Source organism: Actinoplanes sp. NPDC051851, assembly GCF_040681165.1.
Classification (GTDB): Bacteria; Actinomycetota; Actinomycetes; order Mycobacteriales; family Micromonosporaceae; genus Actinoplanes.
This window is the reverse complement of the sequence record NZ_JBFAYF010000025.1, coordinates 40,134-62,583: the sequence shown is the minus strand read 5'-3', so window position 1 is coordinate 62,583 and position 22,450 is coordinate 40,134. Positions and strand designations below refer to the sequence as shown.

23 protein-coding genes are annotated in these 22,450 nt (G+C 70.8%); 19 read left to right on the top strand and 4 right to left on the bottom strand.

Going from position 1 to position 22,450, the window contains the following annotated elements; all coding sequences use genetic code 11:
- Window positions 1-90 precede the first annotated feature (90 nt).
- A complete protein-coding gene (locus AB0M08_RS23610; RefSeq protein ID WP_364496952.1) occupies window positions 91-681 on the top strand; it encodes a hypothetical protein in 591 nt (196 codons plus the stop codon).
- A 17-nt stretch (window positions 682-698) separates the two neighbouring features.
- Here AB0M08_RS23610 and AB0M08_RS23605 read toward each other — a convergent pair whose 3' ends face one another.
- Window positions 699-989, bottom strand: a complete 291-nt coding sequence (locus AB0M08_RS23605) for a ferredoxin (RefSeq protein ID WP_364496949.1) — start codon at window positions 987-989, stop codon at window positions 699-701.
- 174 nt (window positions 990-1,163) lie between these two features.
- On the opposite strand from AB0M08_RS23605, the gene arc reads away from it, so the two are divergent.
- The 10 genes from arc to AB0M08_RS23555 all read left to right on the top strand — a co-directional run bounded on the left by arc (window position 1,164) and on the right by AB0M08_RS23555 (window position 11,438).
- Entirely contained in the window at window positions 1,164-2,945 is a 1,782-nt protein-coding gene (gene arc / locus AB0M08_RS23600; RefSeq protein WP_364496946.1) for a proteasome ATPase, read from the top strand.
- A gap of 90 nt (window positions 2,946-3,035) precedes the next feature.
- The gene (locus AB0M08_RS23595) at window positions 3,036-4,343 is read left to right on the top strand and encodes an acyltransferase (protein ID WP_364496943.1); all 1,308 of its coding nucleotides are present in this window, start codon (window positions 3,036-3,038) and stop codon (window positions 4,341-4,343) included.
- A gap of 47 nt (window positions 4,344-4,390) precedes the next feature.
- Entirely contained in the window at window positions 4,391-5,908 is a 1,518-nt protein-coding gene (gene dop / locus AB0M08_RS23590; protein ID WP_364496941.1) for a depupylase/deamidase Dop, read from the top strand.
- Between the two features lie 100 nt (window positions 5,909-6,008).
- Window positions 6,009-6,224 carry a ubiquitin-like protein Pup gene (locus AB0M08_RS23585; RefSeq protein ID WP_364497102.1) on the top strand — a complete coding sequence of 72 codons (216 nt, stop codon included), beginning with the start codon at window positions 6,009-6,011 and terminating at the stop codon, window positions 6,222-6,224.
- A gap of 66 nt (window positions 6,225-6,290) precedes the next feature.
- The gene (locus AB0M08_RS23580; protein WP_364496939.1) at window positions 6,291-6,902 is read left to right on the top strand and encodes an endonuclease VII domain-containing protein; all 612 of its coding nucleotides are present in this window, start codon (window positions 6,291-6,293) and stop codon (window positions 6,900-6,902) included.
- On the top strand, window positions 6,821-7,663 hold the full coding sequence (gene prcB / locus AB0M08_RS23575; protein WP_364496938.1) for a proteasome subunit beta: 843 nt from the start codon (window positions 6,821-6,823) through the stop codon (window positions 7,661-7,663). Before AB0M08_RS23580 ends, prcB begins: the two co-directional genes overlap by 82 nt.
- 34 nt (window positions 7,664-7,697) lie before the next feature.
- Complete coding sequence (prcA, locus tag AB0M08_RS23570; RefSeq protein ID WP_364496937.1) at window positions 7,698-8,522, top strand: proteasome subunit alpha; 825 nt, start codon at window positions 7,698-7,700, stop codon at window positions 8,520-8,522.
- A 242-nt stretch (window positions 8,523-8,764) separates the two neighbouring features.
- A complete protein-coding gene (gene pafA, locus AB0M08_RS23565; protein ID WP_364496935.1) occupies window positions 8,765-10,123 on the top strand; it encodes a Pup--protein ligase in 1,359 nt (452 codons plus the stop codon).
- Between the two features lie 87 nt (window positions 10,124-10,210).
- Window positions 10,211-10,417, top strand: a complete 207-nt coding sequence (locus AB0M08_RS23560; RefSeq protein ID WP_364496933.1) for a hypothetical protein — start codon at window positions 10,211-10,213, stop codon at window positions 10,415-10,417.
- 373 nt (window positions 10,418-10,790) lie between these two features.
- The gene (locus AB0M08_RS23555) at window positions 10,791-11,438 is read left to right on the top strand and encodes a class I SAM-dependent methyltransferase (RefSeq protein ID WP_364496931.1); all 648 of its coding nucleotides are present in this window, start codon (window positions 10,791-10,793) and stop codon (window positions 11,436-11,438) included.
- A 151-nt stretch (window positions 11,439-11,589) separates the two neighbouring features.
- Here AB0M08_RS23555 and AB0M08_RS23550 read toward each other — a convergent pair whose 3' ends face one another.
- Window positions 11,590-12,684, bottom strand: a complete 1,095-nt coding sequence (locus AB0M08_RS23550; RefSeq protein ID WP_364496929.1) for a DUF3866 family protein — start codon at window positions 12,682-12,684, stop codon at window positions 11,590-11,592.
- Between the two features lie 44 nt (window positions 12,685-12,728).
- On the bottom strand, window positions 12,729-13,718 hold the full coding sequence (locus tag AB0M08_RS23545; protein ID WP_364496928.1) for a cation diffusion facilitator family transporter: 990 nt from the start codon (window positions 13,716-13,718) through the stop codon (window positions 12,729-12,731).
- 68 nt (window positions 13,719-13,786) lie between these two features.
- On the opposite strand from AB0M08_RS23545, the gene AB0M08_RS23540 reads away from it, so the two are divergent.
- From AB0M08_RS23540 to AB0M08_RS23510, 7 genes are all read left to right on the top strand, one after another.
- Window positions 13,787-14,782 (top strand): WYL domain-containing protein, encoded by a 996-nt coding sequence (locus AB0M08_RS23540; RefSeq protein ID WP_364496926.1) that lies wholly within the window; start codon window positions 13,787-13,789, stop codon window positions 14,780-14,782.
- Window positions 14,779-15,786: a YafY family protein gene (locus AB0M08_RS23535; RefSeq protein ID WP_364496924.1), complete on the top strand. Its 1,008-nt coding sequence runs from the start codon at window positions 14,779-14,781 to the stop codon at window positions 15,784-15,786. The genes AB0M08_RS23540 and AB0M08_RS23535 overlap by 4 nt, the downstream gene beginning before the upstream one ends.
- A 15-nt stretch (window positions 15,787-15,801) precedes the next feature.
- Complete coding sequence (locus tag AB0M08_RS23530) at window positions 15,802-16,038, top strand: hypothetical protein (RefSeq protein WP_364497099.1); 237 nt, start codon at window positions 15,802-15,804, stop codon at window positions 16,036-16,038.
- Window positions 16,039-16,187: 149 nt separating this feature from the next.
- Window positions 16,188-16,529: a Sec-independent protein translocase subunit TatA gene (gene tatA / locus AB0M08_RS23525; RefSeq protein ID WP_364496922.1), complete on the top strand. Its 342-nt coding sequence runs from the start codon at window positions 16,188-16,190 to the stop codon at window positions 16,527-16,529.
- A 10-nt stretch (window positions 16,530-16,539) separates the two neighbouring features.
- The gene (gene tatC, locus AB0M08_RS23520) at window positions 16,540-17,496 is read left to right on the top strand and encodes a twin-arginine translocase subunit TatC (RefSeq protein ID WP_364496921.1); all 957 of its coding nucleotides are present in this window, start codon (window positions 16,540-16,542) and stop codon (window positions 17,494-17,496) included.
- A 31-nt stretch (window positions 17,497-17,527) separates the two neighbouring features.
- On the top strand, window positions 17,528-18,481 hold the full coding sequence (locus AB0M08_RS23515; RefSeq protein ID WP_364496918.1) for a diacylglycerol kinase family protein: 954 nt from the start codon (window positions 17,528-17,530) through the stop codon (window positions 18,479-18,481).
- A 42-nt stretch (window positions 18,482-18,523) separates the two neighbouring features.
- Window positions 18,524-18,715, top strand: coding sequence for a hypothetical protein (locus AB0M08_RS23510; RefSeq protein ID WP_364496915.1), 192 nt, complete (start codon window positions 18,524-18,526; stop codon window positions 18,713-18,715).
- An 87-nt stretch (window positions 18,716-18,802) separates the two neighbouring features.
- Here AB0M08_RS23510 and AB0M08_RS23505 read toward each other — a convergent pair whose 3' ends face one another.
- A complete protein-coding gene (locus AB0M08_RS23505) occupies window positions 18,803-19,540 on the bottom strand; it encodes an HAD-IA family hydrolase (RefSeq protein ID WP_364496912.1) in 738 nt (245 codons plus the stop codon).
- A 75-nt stretch (window positions 19,541-19,615) separates the two neighbouring features.
- Between AB0M08_RS23505 and AB0M08_RS23500 the strand changes: the two genes are divergently transcribed.
- Window positions 19,616-22,375, top strand: a complete 2,760-nt coding sequence (locus tag AB0M08_RS23500) for a DEAD/DEAH box helicase (RefSeq protein ID WP_364496910.1) — start codon at window positions 19,616-19,618, stop codon at window positions 22,373-22,375.
- The last annotated feature ends 75 nt before the right edge of the window (window positions 22,376-22,450 follow it).

Genomic DNA, 22,450 nt, shown 5'->3' with positions numbered 1-22,450 from the left:
CCACCGGGGAGTGACCGGGATCGCCGAGTCCGGTAGGTTCCGACAGGGCCCCATGACGGTGGCTGAGGGAGGAACAAAGGGGTGGGCGCGATGAGCTCTCCGCCGTTCGGCGGTGGCAACGAGATGCCGGCGGTTTTCCCCGACTGGTCGCCCTACCCGGATCTGGACTCGGCGGCCCGCGCCTATCTGCGGGACCCCGAGGTGGCTCTGGAGGCACTCTTCGGAGTGCTCCGCGGCGCCTCTGTGCTCTGTTTCACTCTGGAGCGCTTCGTCAACGAGGTGAACGGGGTCTGGCAGGAGGTCGTGGTCTGCGACGGCAGCCGGCTGGTGCTCTGGCACGGCGAGGACGTGGCTCCCGGCGACGGCCCGGCCGGGTCGATGACCTCGTCGCTCCGGGTGGTGCCGCTCTCCACGGTCACCGAGGTGGGCTGCCGGCGGCGCCTGACGCGGACGCCGAACGGCCAGGCCCGGGTCGACAGCATCGACGTCTACCTGCTGCTCAGCTCGGTGGACGACGCGGTGCCGCCGCCCGGCGTGGCCGAGGAGGAGGGCCGTGCCCCGCTGCGCCACGACGCGCTGCGGTTCGGCAAGACGCTCGACGACGGCGGGCCGGGGCAGATCGCCCGTTTGGAGGAATTCTCCCGAGTTGTGGCGTCTCTAGTGGGACGGCCCACGCTCTAGAAGACGTTCACTCCGGTTCACTCCTCGGCGAGGGGACCGGCCACCGGCACGTCGTCTTCGCTGCGGAGTACGTGGATGCAGTCCCCGGGGCACTCCTTGGCGGAGTCGATCACCTCGAGCACCAGGTGGCGCGGCACGCCGGCGCGCACGCCCGGGGCCTGCAGCAACTCGCCCGAGTCGTCTTTGACGTACGCGAGTCCGTCGATGTCCAGTTCGAAGACTTCCGGAGCGTATTGAACGCAGAGTCCGTCACCGGTGCAGAGGTCCTGATCGATCCAGACCTGCAGCTCATCAGTGTCTGCTGACACTCCTACCTCCCACAACTGATTGGGCCCGACGGTACCCGAACCCTGACCGACCGGCTCGGGTGCGGTGGGGCGAATCGATCAAGACTCAGTGACGAGGGTGTTGCATGGGTCGAAAACCGCCTCGCAACGGCTAGTGTTGAGCCAAGACGTTCGAGCCCCCCGGGGAGGTGGGACGTGGCACGTAGCGACGAAGCGGACTCCCGCGCCGCACGATGGGAGAAAGAGGCCAACGATCTCTCCAGCCAGGTCGCGTTCCTGCAAGAGGAACTCGCTCTGGTTCGGCGGAAGTTGACCGAGAGCCCCCGACACGTCCGGCAGCTTGAGGAACGGCTCGCGGCAACGCAGGCGCAGCTGGCCCGAGTGACCGAGAACAACGAGCGGCTCGTGGCGACCCTCAAGGAAGCCCGGACCCAGATCGTCACTCTCAAGGAAGAGATTGACCGGCTAGCCCAGCCGCCCAGCGGCTACGGCGTGTTCCTGTCGGCACACGAGGACGGCACGGTGGACGTGTTCACCGGCGGTCGCAAGCTGCGGGTGGCGGTCTCGCCGTCCCTCGCCGCCGACGAGCTCCAGCGGGGCCAGGAGGTCCTGCTGAACGACGCGCTCAACGTCGTCGACGCGTTCGGGTTCGAGCGCACCGGCGAGGTCGTCCTGCTCAAGGAGGTGCTGGACAACCCGTCCGGCGGCCCCCGCGACAGGGCGCTGGTGGTCTCGCACGCCGACGAGGAGCGGATCGTCTTCCTCGCCGACTCACTGGAGATCACCAAGCTGCGCGCCGGCGACTCGCTCATGATCGAGCCCCGTTCGGCGTACGCGTACGAGCGGATCCCGAAGAGTGAGGTCGAGGAGCTCGTCCTGGAGGAGGTGCCCGACGTCGACTACACCGACATCGGCGGCCTCCACTCGCAGATCGAGCAGATCCGTGACGCCGTGGAACTGCCCTTCCTCCACGCCGACCTGTTCCGGGAGCACCAGCTGCGCCCGCCGAAGGGCATCCTGCTCTACGGCCCGCCCGGCTGCGGTAAGACCCTGATCGCCAAGGCGGTGGCCAACTCGCTGGCCAAGAAGATCGCCGAGCGGCGTGGCGAGGAGAAGCACACCAGCTACTTCCTCAACATCAAGGGCCCCGAGCTCCTGAACAAGTACGTGGGTGAGACCGAGCGGCACATCCGCCTGGTCTTCCAGCGGGCTCGCGAGAAGGCCGGCGAGGGCACCCCGGTGATCGTGTTCTTCGACGAGATGGACTCGATCTTCCGGACCCGTGGCTCCGGCGTCTCCAGCGACGTGGAGAACACCATCGTCCCCCAGCTCCTCAGCGAGATCGACGGCGTCGAGGGCCTGGAGAACGTGATCGTGATCGGCGCCTCGAACCGGGAAGACATGATCGACCCGGCCATCCTGCGCCCCGGCCGCCTCGACGTGAAGATCAAGATCGAGCGCCCGGACGCCGAGGCCGCGAAGGACATCTTCGCCAAGTACATCCTCTCCGACCTGCCGCTCAGTGAGGACGACCTCAAGGAGCACGACGGAAACCGGGCCGCCACGGTCGCCGCGATGATCGAGGCGGTCGTGCTGCGGATGTACACGGAGACCGAGGAGAACCGCTTCCTCGAGGTCACCTACGCCAACGGTGACAAGGAGGTCCTGTACTTCAAGGACTTCAACTCCGGCGCGATGATCCAGAACATCGTCGACCGCGGCAAGAAGATGGCGATCAAGGAGTTCCTCACCTCCGGTACGAAGGGCCTGCGACTCCAGCACCTGCTGGACAGCTGCGTCGACGAGTTCCGGGAGAACGAGGACCTGCCGAACACCACCAACCCGGACGACTGGGCCCGCATCTCCGGCAAGAAGGGCGAGCGGATCGTCTACATCCGCACGCTCGTCTCCGGCGGCAAGGGCACCGAGGCCGGCCGGTCCATCGAGACCGCCAGCAACACCGGTCAGTACCTGTAAGGCATCGCGCGCCCGCACTCCGGGGCGCTGAGAAGCACGGCGTGGAGCCGGGGCGGGGTTTCCCCTCGCCCCGGCTCTCGTTACCTCTGAGTGACTTCAGCAGCACCCCGTCCCGAGACCGAGCCCGTCTGTGAGGCCGAGCCCGTCTGTGAGGCCGAGCCCGTCTGTGAGGCCGAGCCCGGCACTGCGGCGGCCCCTCGTCTCGCGTGGCTCGACGCCCTGCGCGGTTATGCCGCGGTGGTCGTCGCGCTCTTCCACGCCAGTCCGTTTCTGATCGGCACCGAGCGGCACCTCGCGATCTATCGCCACTTCGACGCCGGCAAGTACGCCGTCCTGCTCTTCTTCCTGGTCAGCGGATACGTCATCCCGATGTCGCTGGAGCGGCACGGCGACCTGCGCCGCTTCTGGACGGGCCGGATCTTCCGGATCTACCCGGCATACCTCACCACCGTCGTGGTCGCGCTGAGCGTCTCCCTCACCGTCTTCGGCCGTACGCCGGACCTGAGCGGCACCGGCGCCCTCGCCCATCTCACGATGCTCCACGAGTTCCTCGGCGAGCGTGGACTGGTCCGTCCGTTCTGGACGCTCTCCTTCGAGATGGTCTTCTACCTGATCGTGGCCGGGCTGTTCGCGTGGCACCGCCATCGGGACAGCGCCTGGTGGGCGGCGGGGCTCACGCTGATCGCCCTGCTCGCCGGGCCGGCCCTGCCGAACGGGTGGTGCGGCGCCGACCTGCGCGTGGTGGCGGTGCTTCTCACGGTCCTGCTCGGGGCGGCCCTGGTCGCGTACGCGAAAGGGTGGCATCGGCCGGCGGGTGCCCTGGGCGTCGTCATGGTCCTCCTCCCCCTGGTCGCGGGACATGCGAGTGGCCGGGTGGTCAGTGCCTCCTCGGCCCAGGCCACCCAGCTCCTCGCGGTGATGTTCGCCGGGACTGTGGTGCATCGCCTGCAGCACGGCCGGATCCGCCGGGAGGCGGCCGTCGTCGTGCTCGGGCTGGTCTTCACCGGCGTGTCGCTGCAGGACTGGGTCCGCGGCGGCAGCCAGCTCGACCTCATGCGGTGGACCGCGGTGAGCGTCGCCGTGGCCACCACTTTCGCAGCCGCGAACGCCCTGCGCCGGCATGCCGTCCCCCGGGTGCTGACCTGGCTGGGCGAGGTGAGTTATCCCCTCTATCTGCTCCATGTGGTGGTACTCGGCCTGGCCGCGCGCTTCCTCGACGGCCCGCTCGCCGTCGGCCTCGGCTTCACGGCCGGCTCGCTGACCTGCGCCTGGGTGGTCCATCGGTGGGTCGAACTGCCCGGCCGGGCCCTCGGACGGCGCCTGTCGGTGGGCAAGAGCACCACGGAAGGTGCCGCGCCGCGCACGCGCAGCGTCGGAAAGCAACGCGAAAGCGTCTAGGCTCGATGCATGAGCAGGCTCGGCTTCGTGGCGGACAGGGTGGTCGCATGAGCGTTCGACGGATTATGGGGACCGAGGTCGAATACGGCATCTCGGTGCCCGGTCAGCCCGGTGCCAATCCGATGGTCACGTCCTCCCAGGTGGTCAACGCCTACGGCGCCCGCCCCGAACTCAACCGCAACGGCCGCGCGCGCTGGGACTACGAAGAGGAGTCCCCGCTGCGCGACGCCCGCGGGTTCACCTACTCCGGCGCGGCGTACGACCCGGCCGAGGCCCTGGCCGACGAGGATCTGGGCCTCGCCAACGTGATACTCACCAACGGCGCGCGGCTCTACGTCGACCACGCCCACCCCGAGTACAGCACCCCCGAGTGCACCAACCCGCTCGACGTGGTCAAGTGGGACAAGGCCGGCGAGCGGGTGATGGCCGAGGCGTCCCGCCGGGCGGCCAGCATCCCGGGCGCGCACCGGATCCAGCTGTACAAGAACAACACCGACAACAAGGGCGCGTCGTACGGCGCCCACGAGAACTACCTGATGCGCCGGCAGACCGCCTTCGCCGACATCGTCGCCCACCTCACGCCCTTCTTCGTGACCCGGCAGATCTTCACCGGTGTCGGGCGGGTCGGGCTCGGCCAGGACGGCTCCGGCTCCGGCTTCCAGATCTCCTCCCGCGCCGACTTCTTCGAGGTCGAGGTGGGCCTGGAGACCACGCTGAAGCGGCCGATCATCAACACCCGCGACGAGCCGCACGCCGACGCCGACAAGTACCGCCGGCTGCACGTGATCATCGGCGACGCCAACCTCTCGGAGATCGCCACCTACCTCAAGGTGGGCACCACCGCGCTGGTGCTCAACATGATCGAGGAGAAGGTGTTCACCGGCGAGCTGGGCATCGCCGACCCGGTCAGCGAGCTCAAGGCGGTCAGTCACGACCCCACGCTCACCCACCTGATGCGGCTGCGCGACGGCCGCCGCCTCACCGCGCTGGACCTGCAGTGGGCGTACTACGAGCGGGCCCGGGCCTTCGTCGACGAGCGCTACGGCGCCGACATCGACGACCAGACCACCGACGTGCTCGACCGCTGGGAGGACGCGCTCGACAAGCTCGGCCGCGACCCGATGCTCTGCTCGGACACCCTCGACTGGGTGGCCAAGCTGCGCCTGCTGGAGGGCTACCGCGATCGGGAGAACCTGGGCTGGTCCTCGCCGAAGCTTCAGCTCGTCGATCTTCAATATTCCGACGTACGTCCGGAGAAGGGCCTGTACCACCGCCTGGTCGCGCGGGGCTCGATGAAGACGCTCCTCGACCCGGAGGAGACCCAGCGCGCCATGTACGAGCCGCCGGAGGACACCCGCGCGTACTTCCGTGGCCGGTGCCTCGCGCAGTACGCCTCCGAAGTGGTCGCCGCCAGCTGGGACTCGGTGATCTTCGACGTCGGGCGCGAGTCCCTCGTCCGGGTACCGATGATGGAACCCGAGCGCGGCACGAAGAAGCACGTCGGAGCCCTCTTCGATACCTGTGAGAGCGCGAAGGACCTGCTCGAGGTGATCACAAGCCGGTAAGGAAACACCCGAACCGAGGGGGCGTTTCGTCACACCGGCGAGGTAGGTTTTTCCCAACCCGATGTTGCAGTACTTCGGGTGGCTGAGAAGGGGGACATCCATGGCAACCCGAGACACCGGTGGTCAGTCGCAGAGCAGCAAGGGCCACACCGATTCTGAGGTCGAGGACGTCACCGTCGAGGCCAACCCTGAGGTAGCCGAACGGCACGCCGAGATCACCGAGGACGTCGACGACCTCCTCGACGAGATCGACTCCGTCCTCGAGGAGAACGCCGAAGAGTTCGTGAGGGGATACGTCCAAAAAGGGGGGGAGTGACCCGCATTGTCCGATTTAGGGCATGCGGAGTTCAAAGACTGCCCTCAATGCGGCCGGACGTTGCCGGTGACTGAATTCCACCGCAACGTCCGGCGCTCTGACGGCTTGGCTTTCTATTGCCGGCAGTGCGCCGCGCAACGTTCGGAGACGAGCCGCCGGAAGCGTGGGATCAAGGAGCGTCGGCAGTCACCGGTCCCGGTCCCGGATGGGTCGAAGTGGTGTCCGTCATGCGAAGAGATCAAGCCATTGGCGGAGTTCACCCGGACCAAAGCCAAACGCGATGGCTATCACTCGTATTGCCTGCCGTGCCACACGGCGAAGGGTGTCGCCTCCAAGGTTCGACATCACGGCAGCACGAGGGAGTATCACCTGCGGCACCGCTACGGCATCGGTCAGGCTGAGTTCGATGAGCTGTTGGCGGAGCAGGGTGGGGTCTGTGCGATCTGTGGGGCGGCCGACCCGCAACACGTAGATCACGATCATCGCACCGGGTGGGTGCGCGGGATATTGTGCTTCAACTGCAACGGCGGGCTCGGGCAGTTCCGGGACGACCCGGTTCTCCTCGCCAATGCGATTACGTACCTGAAAGGAACCACGTGGCGACGGGCTTTGATCCATCCGGGCGTCTACCGGATTTCTTCATCAACACGGGGACGTCCTCCTTCACGCAGTTCCTGACTGTGGCTGCCCCCGAGCTTCTGCCCGGGCGACGGCCGCTCCCGCCGGGGCTCTCCGGCGGCGATGTGGCGCCGCACGGCACCACGATCATTGCGATCGCGACGGCCGAGGGTGTGGTGATGGCCGGCGACCGGCGCGCGACCATGGGCAACCTGATCGCCAGCCGGGACATCAGGAAGGTGCACCCGGCCGACGCGTACTCGCTGATCGGCATCGCCGGGACCGCGGGCATCGGCATCGAGCTGATCCGGCTCTTCCAGGTGGAGCTGGAGCACTACGAGAAGACCGAGGGCGCCATGCTCTCGCTCGACGGCAAGGCGAACCGGCTGGCCGCGATGGTCCGTGGCAACCTCGGCGCCGCCATGCAGGGCCTGGCCGTGGTCCCGCTCTTCGCGGGCTTCGACCTGTCCCCGGTGGACGCGTCGCGGGCCGGGCGCATCTTCAGCTTCGACGTGGCCGGCGGCCTCTACGAGGAGACCGGCTACGAGGCGATCGGCTCCGGGTCGCTCTTCGCCAAGTCGGCGCTGAAGAAGAAGTACCGGGCCGGCGTGAGCACCGAGGACGCGATCGTCCTGGCGGTCGAGGCGCTCTACGACGCGGCGGACGACGACACCGCGACCGGCGGGCCGGACCTGACCCGCAAGATCTACCCGGTGGTGATGACCGCGACGGCGAACGGCACCACCCGGCTGAGCGACGAAGAGATCACCACGGTGGCCGAACGGGTCGTCCAGGGACGCATGGAGAACCCGGGCGGTTGATCCGCTAGCGGTCGAGAGGTTAGGAGATACCACCGTGGCCATGCAGTTCTACGCATCTCCGGAGCAGGTCCAGCGGGACCGCTCGGAGTACGCCCGCAAGGGTATCGCCCGCGGCCGGTCGGCCGTGGTGCTCACGTACGAGGGCGGCATCCTGCTGGTCGCCGAGAACATCACCACCCTCCGGAAGATCAGCGAGATCTACGACAAGATCGCGTTCGCGGCGGTCGGCCGGTACAACGAGTTCGAGAACCTGCGCCGGGCCGGCGTGCGGATGGCCGACATGATCGGGCTCACGTACGACCGGCGGGACGTCACCGGGCGGGCGCTGGCGAACGCGTACACCCAGACGCTCGGTTCGATCTTCTCCGAGACGCAGAAGCCGTACGAGGTGGAGATCTGCGTCGCGCAGGTCGGCGCGACGCCGGAGCAGGACGAGCTGTACCGGATCATGTACGACGGCTCGGCGCTCGACGAGCCGGGCTTCATGGCGATGGGCGGCCAGTCCGAGGCGATCGCCACCGTCCTCAAGGAGCGGCACGACACCGCCGCCGACCTGCCCACCGCGCTGGCCCTGGCGGCCGAGGCGCTGGGCAGCGTGGGCGGCGAGAACGGTCAGACCCGCACCCTCGAGGCGAAGCAGCTGGAGGTCGCGGTCCTGGACCGGCGCCGTCCGGGCCGGGCCTTCCGCCGGATCGCGGACGCGGCGCTGACCAGCCTGCTCGGACACCAGGCGGTGGCCGAGGCGGACCTGGGTGAGACCGACGCGGCGCCGCCGTCGCCGGGCGAGGCCAAGCCGACGATCTCGGCGGCGTCCGAGACGGCGGAGACCGCGGGCGAGACGGGCTCGGACGAGTCCTGAGGTGTGACCGGGGCGGGCGCGGATCGTCGTGCCCGCCCCGGTGAGCACGGGCCGTCGGGGCGTCCGCGGCGGCAGAGCGGGACGCCCCGGGCGGCGAGAGCGGGCCGGCGAAGGAGTGGGGTCGCCGGGTCGCTCTGCTGTGCGCGTACAGGAAAAAGGAGCGGAAGCGACGCAGAAAGGTCGCGGCAGAAAGCCCCTGTGGAGACTGACGCAGACGGGTCGATTACGGCTAGTGTTCTGACATGGAACGGCGAATTTTCGGCCTCGAGACCGAGTACGGAGTCACGTGCACCTATCGGGGGCAGCGGCGGCTGTCGCCGGACGAGGTGGCCCGCTACCTGTTCCGCCGAGTGGTGTCGTGGGGTCGCAGCAGCAATGTGTTCCTCCGCAACGGCGCACGCCTCTACCTGGACGTCGGTTCCCACCCTGAGTATGCGACCCCCGAATGCGACTCCGTCACCGATCTGGTCGCCCATGACCGCGCCGGTGAGCGGATCCTCGAAGGCCTGCTCGTCGACGCGGAGAAGCGTCTGCACGACGAGGGCATCGCGGGGGAGATCTACCTCTTCAAGAACAACACCGACTCCGCCGGCAACTCGTACGGCTGCCACGAGAACTACCTGGTCAGCCGGCACGGGGAGTTCGGCCGTCTCGCCGACGTGCTCATCCCGTTCCTGGTCACCCGACAGCTGATCTGCGGCGCCGGCAAGGTGCTGCAGACGCCGCGGGGCGCCGTGTTCTGCCTCTCCCAGCGCGCCGAGCACATCTGGGAGGGCGTCTCCAGCGCCACCACCCGTTCGCGGCCGATCATCAACACCCGCGACGAGCCGCACGCCGACGCGGAGCGCTACCGCCGCCTCCACGTGATCGTCGGCGACTCCAACATGAACGAGGTCACCACCCTGCTCAAGGTCGGCAGCGCGGACATCGTGCTGCGGATGATCGAGGCGGGCGTGGTGATGCGCGACCTGTCGCTGGAGAACCCGATCCGGGCCATCCGCGAGGTCAGCCACGACATCACCGGCCGCCGCAAGATCCGCCTGGCGAACAACAAGGAGGTCTCCGCGCTGGAGATCCAGCGGGAGTACCTCTCGAAGGCGATCGAGTTCGTCGAGCGCCGCGGCGGCGACCCGGTCGCCAAGCGCGTCGTCGAGCTCTGGGGCCGGGTCCTCGACGCGATCGAGAGCGAGAACCTCGACCCGGTTGCGCGCGAGATCGACTGGGTGTCGAAGTACAAGCTGATCGAGCGTTACCAGGCGAAGCACGACATCCCGATGTCGCACCCCCGGGTCGCCCAGCTCGACCTGGCGTACCACGACGTGCGCCGGGGCCGCGGTCTCTACGCGCTGATGGAGAAGCGCAATCAGGTCGACCGGATCGCCAACGACCTGCAGATCTTCGAGGCCAAGGAGACGCCGCCGCAGACCACGCGGGCCCGCCTGCGCGGCGAGTTCATCAAGCACGCCCAGGAGAAGCGGCGCGACTTCACCGTCGACTGGGTGCACCTCAAGCTCAACGACCAGGCCCAGCGCACGGTCCTCTGCAAGGACCCGTTCCGGGCGTACGACGAGCGGGTGGAGCGCCTGATCGCCAGCATGTGATCGTTCGTCGAGTCGCTCCGGCGCCGCTGGCGTCGGGGCGGCTCAGCGTCGGGGTGGCTCAGCCACGTCGGCTACGCTGGCCGGGTTATGACATCGCCAGTTCCCGGTCAGCCGGAGCCCATCGAGCGCACCGAGGCCGACGTCCGCCGTGGGCGCGTCGACCGCCGCCGGGAGCGGATCCGCCAGGACGTCCGCAACGCCAAGTCGGGCAACCACAAGATCCCCACCTGGCTGATGGCGTCGATCCTCGGCCTCTTCCTCGCCGGCTGGATCTACCTGATCGTCACCTCCTGATCCGATCGCTCTCCACTCCCACGGTTCGCCGGTTGCCGTCCCCGCTGATCCTTTCCGGTCGCCCTCGGCTGATCCCTGCCTCGCCGGCCTGATCCTTTCCGGTCGGCATCGCGACCCGGCGCCATCTCGCGCCCCTTCTCCCGGCTGATCGTGTACGCGTGCCGCCCGTCCCGTGCCGTTCGTGTGGATCCGGCGCTTCTCGGTGCCGTTCGTGTGGATCCGGCGCTTCTCGGTGCCGTTCGTCTGCACCCGGCGCTTCTCCCGCGCCGGGTTCGCCGGGTGGTGCGCGGGAGGGGGAAGGGGCGCTGCCGGGGAGGGTGAGAAGGGGCACCACGGGGCTGCGGCGGGATCGAATCTGGTGGAAGCTGCCGGTATGACTGGAATTCTCGCGCCCGGCATCGGTGGTTACCTGCTCGCCCACTGCACCCCCGCCGACGACCTGCTCCGCGACCTGGCGGCCGAGACCCACGCCTCGTTCGGGGGCGCCGCCGGCATGCAGATCGCCCACGACGAAGGGGCGCTGCTGACGATGCTGGTCCGGCTCACCGGTGTGACGAACGCGGTCGAGGTCGGCGTCTTCACCGGCTACTCGTCGATCTGCATCGCCCGCGGGCTCCGGCCCGGCGGTCGGCTGCTGGCCTGCGACGTCTCCCCGGAGTGGACCACGGTCGCCCGGCAGTACTGGGCGAAGGCCGGCCTCGAGGACCGCATCGACCTCCGCCTCGCCCCGGCCGTCGAGACGCTGCGCGCGCTGCCCGCCGAACCGGCGATCGACTTCGCGTTCATCGACGCGGACAAGGCGAGCTACCCGGACTACTACGCCGAACTGGTGACCCGCCTGCGCCCGGGCGGCCTGCTGGTCCTGGACAACGTGCTCCGCGACGGCCGGGTCCTGCACCCGGAGGACCCGGCCGACCAGGCGATCGCCACGGTCAACGACCTGATCGTGGCGGACTCCCGCGTCGAGTCGGTGATGCTCCCGGTCCGTGACGGCGTCACCCTGGTCCGCAAGCTGGGCTGAGGTCAGGCAGCGAGCTGGGCCGGGCAGGCCAGGCGGAGACCGGGTGGGCCGGGCAGGGGCCGGGCGGAGGGCCGGGTGGGCCGGGCAGGGGCCGGGCGGAGGGCCGGGTGGGCCGGGCAGGGGCCGGGCGGAGGGCCGGGTGGGCCGGGCGTCAGGCCGATGGCGCGGCGAGGAGCCCGGCGGCGTGGCGACCGGCGGCCGCGGCGGCGAGGAAGTAGCCGTGATCCTGGTCCAGCTTGCGGCCCATCGTCGACAGCGGGACGGGGCTGGCACGCAGGGCCTCGTCCAGGCCGTCGGCGGGCACGCGGACCAGGCGATGCCGTGCGGTCAGCGGCGCCACGGCGGCCTCGGCCTCGGCGGCCAGTTCCGGTGCCAGGCCCTCGGGAAGGACCAGGTCAAGACGGGTCAGAGCCACTCTTCCGTACGCCGTCAGGCTGTGATGGGAGACGCCCCGGTGACGGTCGCGCCCGTCGCCGTCGGAGATGCGCAGGGAGCCCACGGGCCGGCCGCCGAGGGCCGCGACGGCGTTGGCGGCCTCGCCGAGGGCCACGCCGGAGAAACCCCACGTGGTGCCGGTGCCGAGGTTACCGGGGCCCTGGGACACGACCGTCACGTCGGCGCGCAGCACGTGGCGGGCGGCGAGCAGCCCGGTGTGCACCGTGCTCGCCTCGAGGTCGCCGCCGAACGCCTGACCGGTGGTGATCGTGCCGGCCAGGTGGTCGCGGAGGCCGTCCAGCGTCCGGGAGAACCAGGCGGGGAGGGCGCCGCCGTCGGTCATGACGTACGCGATGGCGGCGGTGGGACGGTCGGCCCGGATGCCGGCGACGACGGCGGGCAGCGCGGAGTGCAGGTCGGCGAGGACGACCGGCATCCCCTCGATCGAGTCGGCGGCGGCCATCACCGCGCGGTGCGGGGAGGCCTCCTCGTCGACGCCGAGCAGGATCGCCTGGAGCGGGGTGTACCGGGCCTTGACCAGGTGGCCGCCGTCGCGCGTGGTGCCGTCGTCGACCGGGTCCGGGGGCAGCCGGTCGGGGAGGGCGACCACCAGCGCGTAGCCGCCGGTGCCGAGGCCCATCACCAGCGCGCCGACGTTGAGCAGCACCCGGTCGCCCGGCTCGGGGGAGCCGACCAGCTCGGGGTAGGCGAGGGCCCGCAGCGGCCCGTCGCCGGTCTCGACGTCCAGTTCGACGGCCCCGCGCCAGGTCCGCCGTACCGTGAGGACCGTCCCGGATCGCCAACGCACCATGCGGGGACCCTACAAGCCGGTCGCCGGGGTGCCGACGGGGTGGGTCAGAGGTCGGCGCCACCGTGGATGTGGTCGCGTCCGGCCGTGCCGCGGGTCGGGTCGAGGAAGACGTACCGGATCTCGGGATAGCGGGCCCGCAACCGGCGTTCGGCCTCGTCGGAGGCGTCCTCGATCTCCTTGCCGGGTACGTCGTCGTCGAAGTCGACCTTGGCGGCGACCAGGATGTCGCCGGGGCCGATCTGCATGGTGAACAGGGTCGGTACCGCGGTGACGACCGGGATCGAGCGCAGGTCCTCGGCGATCTGCTGGTGCATCCGGCGCGGGACGGCCCGGCCGACCAGCAGCGACACGTTGCTGCGGGCCAGCACGTACGCCACCACGAGCAGCAGCGCGCCGATCACCACCGAGGCGGCGCCGTCCCAGACCTCGTTCCCGGTGAGCTGGGTGAGCCCGAGGCCGAGGGCGGCCACCACCAGGCCGATCAGCGCGGCGGAGTCCTCGAAGAAGACCGCCTTGACGGTGGTGTCCGGGGTGAGGCGCAGGAACCGGCGTGCCGTGGTGTTCCAGCGCTCGGAGGCGGTGCGCACCTGGCGGCGGGCCTTCAGGAACGACGCGCCCTCGGCCACGAACGACACCGCGAGGACGGCGTACGACGCCAGGAACGCCCCGCTCTGCGCCCCGTGCACGATGGTCGTCACGCCGTGGTAGATCGAGAACCCGGCGCCGCCGACGAAGGTGAAGAGGGCGGCGATGAACGCCCAGACCCAGCTCTCCTTGCCGTACCCGAACGGGTGTTCTTCGTCGGCCGGACGGCCACCCCGGCGTAGCGCCACGTACAGGAAGACCTCGGTGACCGTGTCCGCGAGGGAGTGCGCCGCCTCGGAGAGCATCGCGGCCGAGCCGGAGAAGAGGCCGGCCACCAGCTTCGCGGCCGCGATCAGCAGGTTCGCCAGGCCGGCGAGGACGACGGTGCCGACGCTCTCGTTCTCCGGGGCGGGCGGCGCGGCGGGTGGGGGAGATTCGGGCGAGGTCACGGCAGCCATCGTTCCCGCGAGCGGTGACGAATAACCGTCGCGACACGCGGGCTGCTAGCGTTTGCCCCGTGTCGCGCACTCGTACCGAGCGCCTGGTGAACCTGGTGATCTGCCTCCTGTCGACGCGCCGGTTCCTGACCGCCGCGCAGATCGCCCTGACCGTGCCCGGTTACGAGCACGACCCCGAGGACCCGAAGGACCACGAGGCCTTCCAGCGCAAGTTCGAGCGGGACAAGGCCGAGCTCCGCGAGCTGGGCGTGCCGCTGGAGACCGGGACCGCGAGCATCTTCGACCAGGAGCCGGGTTACCGCATCGCCCAGCGGGAGTACGCCCTCCCGGACATCCTGCTGGCCCCGGACGAGGCCGCCGCCGTGGGCATCGCGGCCCGGCTCTGGCAGCACGCCGGGCTGGCCGCGGCCGCCTCCTCCGGGCTGGCCAAGCTACGGGCCGCCGGTGTGGAGGTGGATCCGCAGGCCACCCTCGGCGTCGAGCCGGTGGTCACCGTCGACCCGGCGTTCGGCCCGCTCACCGCCGCGGCCCGGGAGCGCCGTACGGTCAGCTTCCAGTACCGGGTCCCGGAGGGCGACGAGGCCACCACCCGGCGGCTGGAGCCGTGGGGCGTGGTCTGCTGGCGCGGCCGGTGGTACGTGGTCGGCCACGACCGGGACCGGGACGCCACCCGCTGCTTCCGGCTGTCCCGGATCGTCGCAGGCGTGGTCAAGGCGACCGGCCGCCCGGACGCGTTCACCCCGCCCGAGGGCGTCGACCTGATCAGCCACGTCGCCACGTCGACCGGGCCGATCCAGCGCAACGGCCGGGCCACCGTCACCGTCCGTCCGGGCCGCGCCGCCGGTCTGCGCCGCCTGGCCTCCGAGTGCGTCCCCGGTCCCGACGGCGACCGGCTGACCATCCGGTACGGCGACCCCGGGTGGCTGGCGCTGCGCATCGCGGGCTACGGCGCCGACGCCCGCGCGGACGGCCCACCGGAGCTGCGCGACGCCGTGATCCAGCAGCTGAAGGAGCTCGTCGCCCGGCACGAGGGCACCCCGGCGGTGGCGCGATGACGCCCCCGCAGCAGCGCGGAGCCTCGCCCCGGACCTCGGCGGACCGGCTCGGGCGGCTGCTCAACCTGGTGCCGTACCTGATCGCCCGTCCCGGCATCGAGATCACCGAGGCCGCCGAGGACCTGGGGGTGACCCCCAAGCAGCTGCGCGAGGACCTGGAGCTGCTCTGGGTCTGCGGCCTGCCCGGGTACGGCCCGGGTGATCTGATCGACATGGCGTTCGACGGCGACCGGGTGACGATCAGCCACGACGCCGGGATCGACAAGCCGCTGCGGCTGAACCCGGACGAGGCGCTCGCGCTGGTCGTGGCGCTGCGGATGCTCGCCGAGACGCCCGGCATCGGCGGCCGGGACTCCGTCGAGCGAGCCCTCGCCAAGATCGAGAGCGCGGCCGGTGACCTGGCCGCGGCGCCGGTGGCGGTTCGTCTCCCGGCGAACCAGGAGAAGCTGAACCGGGTCCGGTCCGCGGTCGACTCCGGCCACGCGCTGCGCCTGACGTACTACACGGCGGCGCGGGACGAGCTCACCGAGCGGGTGGTCGACCCGATGCGGATGCTCACCGTCGGCACGTTCGCGTACCTGGAGGCGTGGTGCCGCCGGGCCGAGGGCACCCGGATGTTCCGGATCGACCGGATCGACGCCTTCACCGAGCTGGACGAGCCCTCCCGGCCGCCGGTCGAGGCGGTGCCGCAGGACGTCAGCGCGGGTGTCTTCCGGCCCGGCCCGGAGCTGCCGCTGGTCACCCTCCGGGTGGGCCGGGGCGGCCGGTGGATCACCGAGTACTACCCGGTCGAGCAGGTCGAGCGTGAGGGCGCCGAGTGGCTGGTCACCATGCGGATGACCGACCTCGGCTGGGCGCAGCGCTTCCTGGTCGGGATGGGGCCGGACGTGACCGTGCTGGGCCCGCCCGAACTGGTCGAACGGATCCGGGAGCAGGCCACCACCGCCCTCGACCAGTACGCCGCGCCGCATGCGCTCGGAGCGGACCGGGCCGGCGGCCGATAGGGTGGCCCGGTGCTGATGTGGGTCTGGATCGCCGTCGCGGCGATCGCGCTGATCGTCCTGGTCACGGCCGCCGTGCGGCTGCTGGGCCGTCTGTCCGGGCTGCGCCGTGCCGCGGGGAGGCTGCAGCGGCGGCAGGAGGAGGCGATGCGCCTGCAGGCCTCCGCCGCGACGCTGGAGCAGACCCTGGCCGGGCTGCAGACGCGGGCCGGGGAGATGCAGGATCAGATGGACCGCATCAAGGCCGGGAGCTGAGATTCAGCTGTGAATACGGGTGGTTACCCACCCGTTGTCCGGGACTTAAGCGGATACATGAGAATCTCGCAGGATCCGGCCTGCGCTATCGCCGGAATTGACACGTACGATGGACCCCGCATCCTGATCCGACCGACTGGAGTCTCCCCATGGGCGCCCTCAAGCCATGGCACATCATCGTCCTCGTCGTCGTCCTCGTGCTGCTCTTCGGCGCGAAGCGGCTGCCGGACGCCGCGCGCTCCCTCGGGCGCTCGCTGCGGATCATCAAGGCCGAGACGAAGGGCCTCGTCGACGACGACAACAACGTCGCGGAGAAGGCCCAGCCGCAGTTCTCGCACCAGCCGCTGCAGGGCGAGTTCACCCAGCAGCAGCCGCAGGGCTACCAGCAGCCCCCGGCCGGCTACCAGCAGCCGCAGCAGGGCTACGCCGGCCCGCAGCAGCCGCCGGCCCAGCCGTACGTGGACCCGGTGCAGCGCACCAACGACCGCTGAGCCGTAGGCGATGGCACTGAGCCTGCGCCGGGAGAAGAAGCCGAGCAAGTTCGAGCAGGCGTCCGACGGCTCGATGACGCTCATCGAGCACGTCCGAGAGCTGCGTAACCGGCTCTTCGTCGCCTCGCTGGGCATCGTGGTCGGCCTCATCGTCGGCTTCATCATCTCCAAGTGGGCCTTCGACATCCTGAAGGCTCCCTACTGCGCACTGCCGACGTCGATCAACGCGAACACCGGCAGCTGCGAGTTCATCACGCTCGGCGTCGCCGATCAGCTGATGCTGCGCCTGAAGATCGCGCTCTGGGTGGGCCTGATCATCGGCGCGCCGGTCTGGCTCTACCAGCTCTGGGCGTTCGTCGCGCCGGGTCTGCACCGGCACGAGCGCAAGTGGGCGTACATCTTCGTCGCCCTCGCCCTGCCGCTCTTCACCGCCGGCGCCACGCTGTCGTACTTCGTGATCGGCCACAGCCTCTCCTTCATCATGGACGCCGGTGTGATCGGCGAGCCGACGAAGCTCGAGGTCACGGCGTACGTCGGCTTCGTGATGAACATGCTGCTGCTCTTCGGCTGCGCGTTCGAGTTCCCGCTGCTGCTGCTGATGCTGAACTTCACCGGCGTGGTGACGGCCAAGCGGCTGCTCAGCTGGTGGCGTGCGGTGGTCTTCCTGTCGTTCGCGTTCGCCGCGATCGCCACGCCCGACCCCGGCCCGTTCGGCATGACGCTGCTCGCGGCCTGTATCACCGGCCTCTACTTCCTGGCCGTGCTGGTGTCGTTCATCAACGACCGGCGCAAGGGCCGCGGCAAGGAGATCTACGCCGGGCTGGACGACGACCAGATCTCGGTCCTCGACGAGGAGCGGGTCCCGGTCGGCACCTCCGACCCGATCACCGCGCCGACGGCGGTCGAGGCACCGGAACCGGTCGAGAAGCCCCGGCCGATCGAGCGCCGCTTCGACGACATGACGTGACCTGACGAAGACGGCGTGACGTAGAGATCTCGTGAGCGAGGACTTCATCGCGGTGCTGGCCAACCCCCACGCGGGGCGCGGCCGGCACCGCGGTCTGCTTCCCGGGGTGCTCGACACGCTGGGCGGCGCGGGACTACCGGTGCGGCTGCTGACGGCCGGCACCGGGGCCGAGGCCGAGTGGGCCTGTCACCGGGCGGTCGAGGAGGGCGCGACGGCCCTGGTGGCGGTCGGCGGGGACGGCACCGTGCACCGGGCGCTGCAGGCCGTGGCGGGGCGGCCGGTCGGGTTCGGCGTGGTCGCGGCGGGCACCGGGAACGACTTCGCGGACGCGGTGGGCGTACCCGGAGAGGCGCTGAAGGCCGCGGAGGCGATCACCGCGGCCCTGACCGCCGGGCGGGACCACCGGGTCGACGCGGCCCGGGTGACCAGCGCGGCGGGTGGGGATCGGGCGACCGGTACGGCGGGCGGGGATCGGGTCACCGGGACGGCGGGCGGGCAACGATGGTTCTGCGCGGTGCTGGCGGCCGGCTTCGACGCCCTGGTCAACGAGCGGGCCAACCGGATGAGCCGGCCGCGCGGGCCACGGCGCTACGACCTGGCCATCGCGCTGGAACTGGCCCGGCTGCGGGCGCGGGAGTACCACCTCGTCATCGACGGGACCGAGCACACCGTGCGGGCCGAGATCGTGGCGATCGGGAACGGGCGCAGCTACGGCGGCGGGATGCGGATCCTGCCCGGGGCCGACCTCACCGACGGCCTGCTCGACGTGATCTGGGCGGCGCCGCTGGGCCGGGTGGGGCTGGCGCGGCTCAAGCCCCGCCTGCGGCACGGCACGCACGTCACCGACCGGCGGGTGACCGTGCGGCGGGCGAAGCGGATCACGGTACGCGCGGAGGGCATCGTCGGCTACGCGGACGGCGAGCGCCTCGGGCCCCTGCCGCTGGACGTGACGTGCGTTCCGGGTGCGATTCGGTTGCTGGGCTGAGCGGGGGGTCAGGAAAGCTGCGATCGGTCCGATGATGAGGGCATGGCGATGAACAGCGTGAGCAACGCGAGCTCGATGGCCTCCATGGCGACCTCGGTCCTCGGTAACGCCCGCCAGGCGTTCAAGGCGATCGCGGACGCGGCGACCAGTGCCGAGCAGGGCAGCGCCGCGGCGGCGACCGAGCCGGCCGTGAAGTCTGCCCGCCGGGGCACTGTGATCGACCGTTACCTGTGAGGCGTACGGGACACGTCCCGCACCACTGTCCACCACCCACCTGAGCGCCGGCTGATTCCTCGGCCGGCGCTCAGTGCGTACCCCGGGTTAGAGACAACCGGTGAGAGCGAGCGCCGCACCCAGGCCGTTGACGCGCCCGGGGTCCGCGGCCGGAACGACCAGAGCGGTGCAGCCGGCCTTGACCGCGCCCGCGTCGGCGGCCGAGTCACCCACCATCAGCGTGCGCTCCGGGTCCGCGCCGATCATCGCGCAGGCCCGCCAGAAGATCGCCGGATCGGGCTTGACCCGGCCCACCTCGTAGCTGAGCGCGAACGCGTCCACGTGCGCGTCCAGCCCCCACGTCGCGAAGTGTGGGCGGATGTCGAAGCCGATGTTGCTGACCACCGCGACCTTGATGCCGTTCTCGTGGAGTTTGCGCAGCGTGGACTCGGTGTCCGAGTAGGGCAGCCAGCCCTCCGCGGTGAGCAGCCGGTCGTAGAGAGCGTCGGCGAGCCCCTCGATGTCGGTGTTCACCGTCGCGGCCAGCCCGGTGTACGCGGCCCGGTGGCTGTGCGCGTAGAGATCCCGGTCGGACCAGTGCTCGGAGAGCTGCGGCGGCACCCGGTGCGGCAGCGGGCCGCCCGCGCGCCCGGCGGTGACCAGACGGTCGGCCAGGATGGTGGCCCGTCCCCTGTCGAGCGCGGCGCCGCAGGTCGCGGCGGCCGCCACGACCCAGGCGACCGGATCCTCGACCTGGGCGAGAGTGCCGTGGAAGTCGAAGAGGACGGCTTCCACGGGCCGCGCGGACGGGGGAGGTTCGGTGGCATGCGGCACGTCGAGCACCATACCGAGCCCGTGTGACGCTCCCGACGGCCACCACCGTGTCGCAAACTGTCATATCCACGAACTAGCCTTGTGCTCATGACGAGTCCCGCCGAACGGTATGCGGCTTCCCAGCGGCGGGCGGCGCGAGTCGCCGAGTTCCCGGCGCTCGACGATTTCATGCTCGACGTCGGCTTCGACCTGGACGACTTCCAGCGGGCGTCGTGCGAGGTGCTGGAGCGGGGCAACGGCGTGCTGGTCTGCGCGCCGACCGGCGCCGGCAAGACCGTGGTCGGCGAGTTCGCGGTGCACCTGGCGCTGCGCTCGGGCGGCCGCAAGTGCTTCTACACCACGCCGATCAAGGCCCTCTCCAACCAGAAGTACCACGACCTGGTCGAGCGGTACGGTGCGGACAAGGTCGGCCTGCTCACCGGCGACAACGCGATCAACGGCGACGCCCCGGTGGTGGTGATGACCACCGAGGTGCTGCGCAACATGCTCTACTCCGGCTCCGCCGCGCTGAAGAACCTGGCGTACGTGGTGATGGACGAGGTGCACTACCTCGCCGACCGGTTCCGCGGCGCGGTCTGGGAAGAGGTGATCATCCACCTGCCGGCCTCGGTCACCCTGGTCTCGCTCTCGGCGACCGTCTCCAACTACGAGGAGTTCGCCGACTGGCTGGTCACCGTCCGCGGCGAGACCGAGGTGGTGGTCAGCGAGCACCGGCCGGTCCCGCTCTGGCAGCACATGCTGGTCGGGCGCCGGATGTTCGACCTGTTCCACGACGCCGACGCGGCCGAGAAGCACGACGTCCACCCCGAGTTGCTGCGCTACACCCGGGAGATGGAGCGCCGCCTCGACCTCGGCGAGCGCGCCGGCGGGTGGAACGGCCGCGGCGGGCGCGGTCGCCGCTGGCAGCCGCCACCCCGGGCCGAGGTGGTCGACCGGCTGGAGCGCGCGGGCCTGCTGCCGGCCATCTACTTCATCTTCAGCCGGGCCGGCTGCGACGCCGCGGTCCAGCAGTGCCTCGGTGCCGGGCTGCGGCTCACCGGCCCGGAGGAGCGCGCCGAGATCCGGCGGATCGCCCAGGCCAAGGTCGCCGCGATCCCGGCCGAGGACCTGTCGGTGCTGGGCTACTGGGAGTGGCTCGACGGCCTGGAGCGGGGCATCGCGGCCCACCACGCCGGCATGCTCCCCGCCTTCAAGGAGGCGGTCGAGGAGTGCTTCGTCCAGGGCCTGGTCAAGGCGGTCTTCGCCACCGAGACGCTCGCGCTGGGCATCAACATGCCAGCCCGCTGCGTGGTGCTGGAGCGGCTGGTCAAGTTCAACGGCGAGGCGCACGTCGACCTGACCCCGGGGGAGTACACCCAGCTCACCGGCCGGGCCGGGCGGCGCGGGATCGACATCGAGGGCCACGCGGTGGTGCTCTGGAGTCCCGACGTCGACCCGCGGCACGTGGCCGGTCTGGCGTCCACCCGGACGTACCCGCTGCGCTCCTCGTTCCGCCCGTCCTACAACATGGCGGTCAACCTGGTCGGCTCGGTCGGCGCGGAGAAGTCCCGCGAGCTGCTCGAGTCGTCGTTCGCGCAGTTCCAGGCGGACCGCTCGGTGGTCGGGCTGGCGCGTCAGGTCCAGCGCAACGTCGAGACCATGCAGACGTACGACGACGACGCGTCCTGCCACCACGGCGACTTCACGGAGTACTTCGGCATCCGGGTGGCGATCGCCGACCGGGAGAAGTCGCTCGCCCGCCAGGGTGTCGCCCAGCGCCGGTCGGCCGCGGTCGCCGCGCTGGAGAAGCTCCGGATCGGCGACGTGATCCGGGTCCAGCAGGGCCGCCGGGCCGGGCTCGCGGTGGTGCTGGAGCCCGCGACCAGCGGGTTCGGCGAGCCGCGGCCGCTGGTGCTGACCCAGGACAGGTGGGCCGGCCGGGTCAGCCCCGCCGACTTCACCGGCGAGGTCGAGGTGCTCACCCGGGTCCGCGTACCGAAGAACTTCAACCACCGCTCGCCCGGCGCCCGCCGCGACCTGGCCGCCGAGGTCAGCTCGACCGGTCTCGACCGGCACCCGGACCGCCGGCGCAACGGCCGCAGCCGGGGTAACCCGGGCGAGGACGCCGAGGTCGCGCTCCTCAAGGTCCAGCTGCGGCAGCACCCGTGCCACGCCTGCCCGGAGCGCGAGGACCACGCGCGCTTCGCCGAGCGGAGCCACCGCCTGCTGCGCGACACCGACGCGCTGCGCGCCAAGGTCTCCGGCCGGACGGGTTCGCTGGCGCGTACCTTCGACGAGGTCTGCGGCGTGCTCACCGCCCGCGGCTACCTCACCGCCGAGGGCGAGGTCACCGACGCGGGCCGGATGCTCGGCCGGATCTGGTCCGAGGCCGACCTGCTGGTCGCCGAGTGCGTCCGCCGGGGCGTCTGGGACGGTCTCGCCCCCGAGGAGCTGGCCGCCGCCGTCTCGATGGTGCTCTACGAGTCCCGCCGGGAGAGCGAGGACCGCGCCTCGGTGCCGAAGGGCCCGATCTCCGAGGCCGTCGACGCCTGCGCCAAGCTCTGGGCCGAGATCGCCAAGGACGAGAGCGAGCACGGCCTGACCCTGACCCGCGAGCCCGACCCCGGCTTCGTCTGGCCGATGTACCGCTGGGCCCGCGGCGAACCGCTCGCCAAGGTCCTCGCCAGCGGCCACCAGTACGACGCCGACATGCCGGCCGGCGACTTCGTCCGCTGGGCGCGCCAGGTCCTCGACCTGCTCGGCCAGATCAAGGACGCGTCCGCCTCCACCCCGGAGATGAAGGAGATCGCCCGCAAGGCCATCAACCTGGTCAACCGGGGCGTCCTCGCCTACCAGGGCGGCGTCTGACCACCTTCGTCCCCACCCGGGTCCGTCCCGGAACCGGCAGGCACCCGGCCCCTGCCGGTTCCGGCGTTTTCGCTG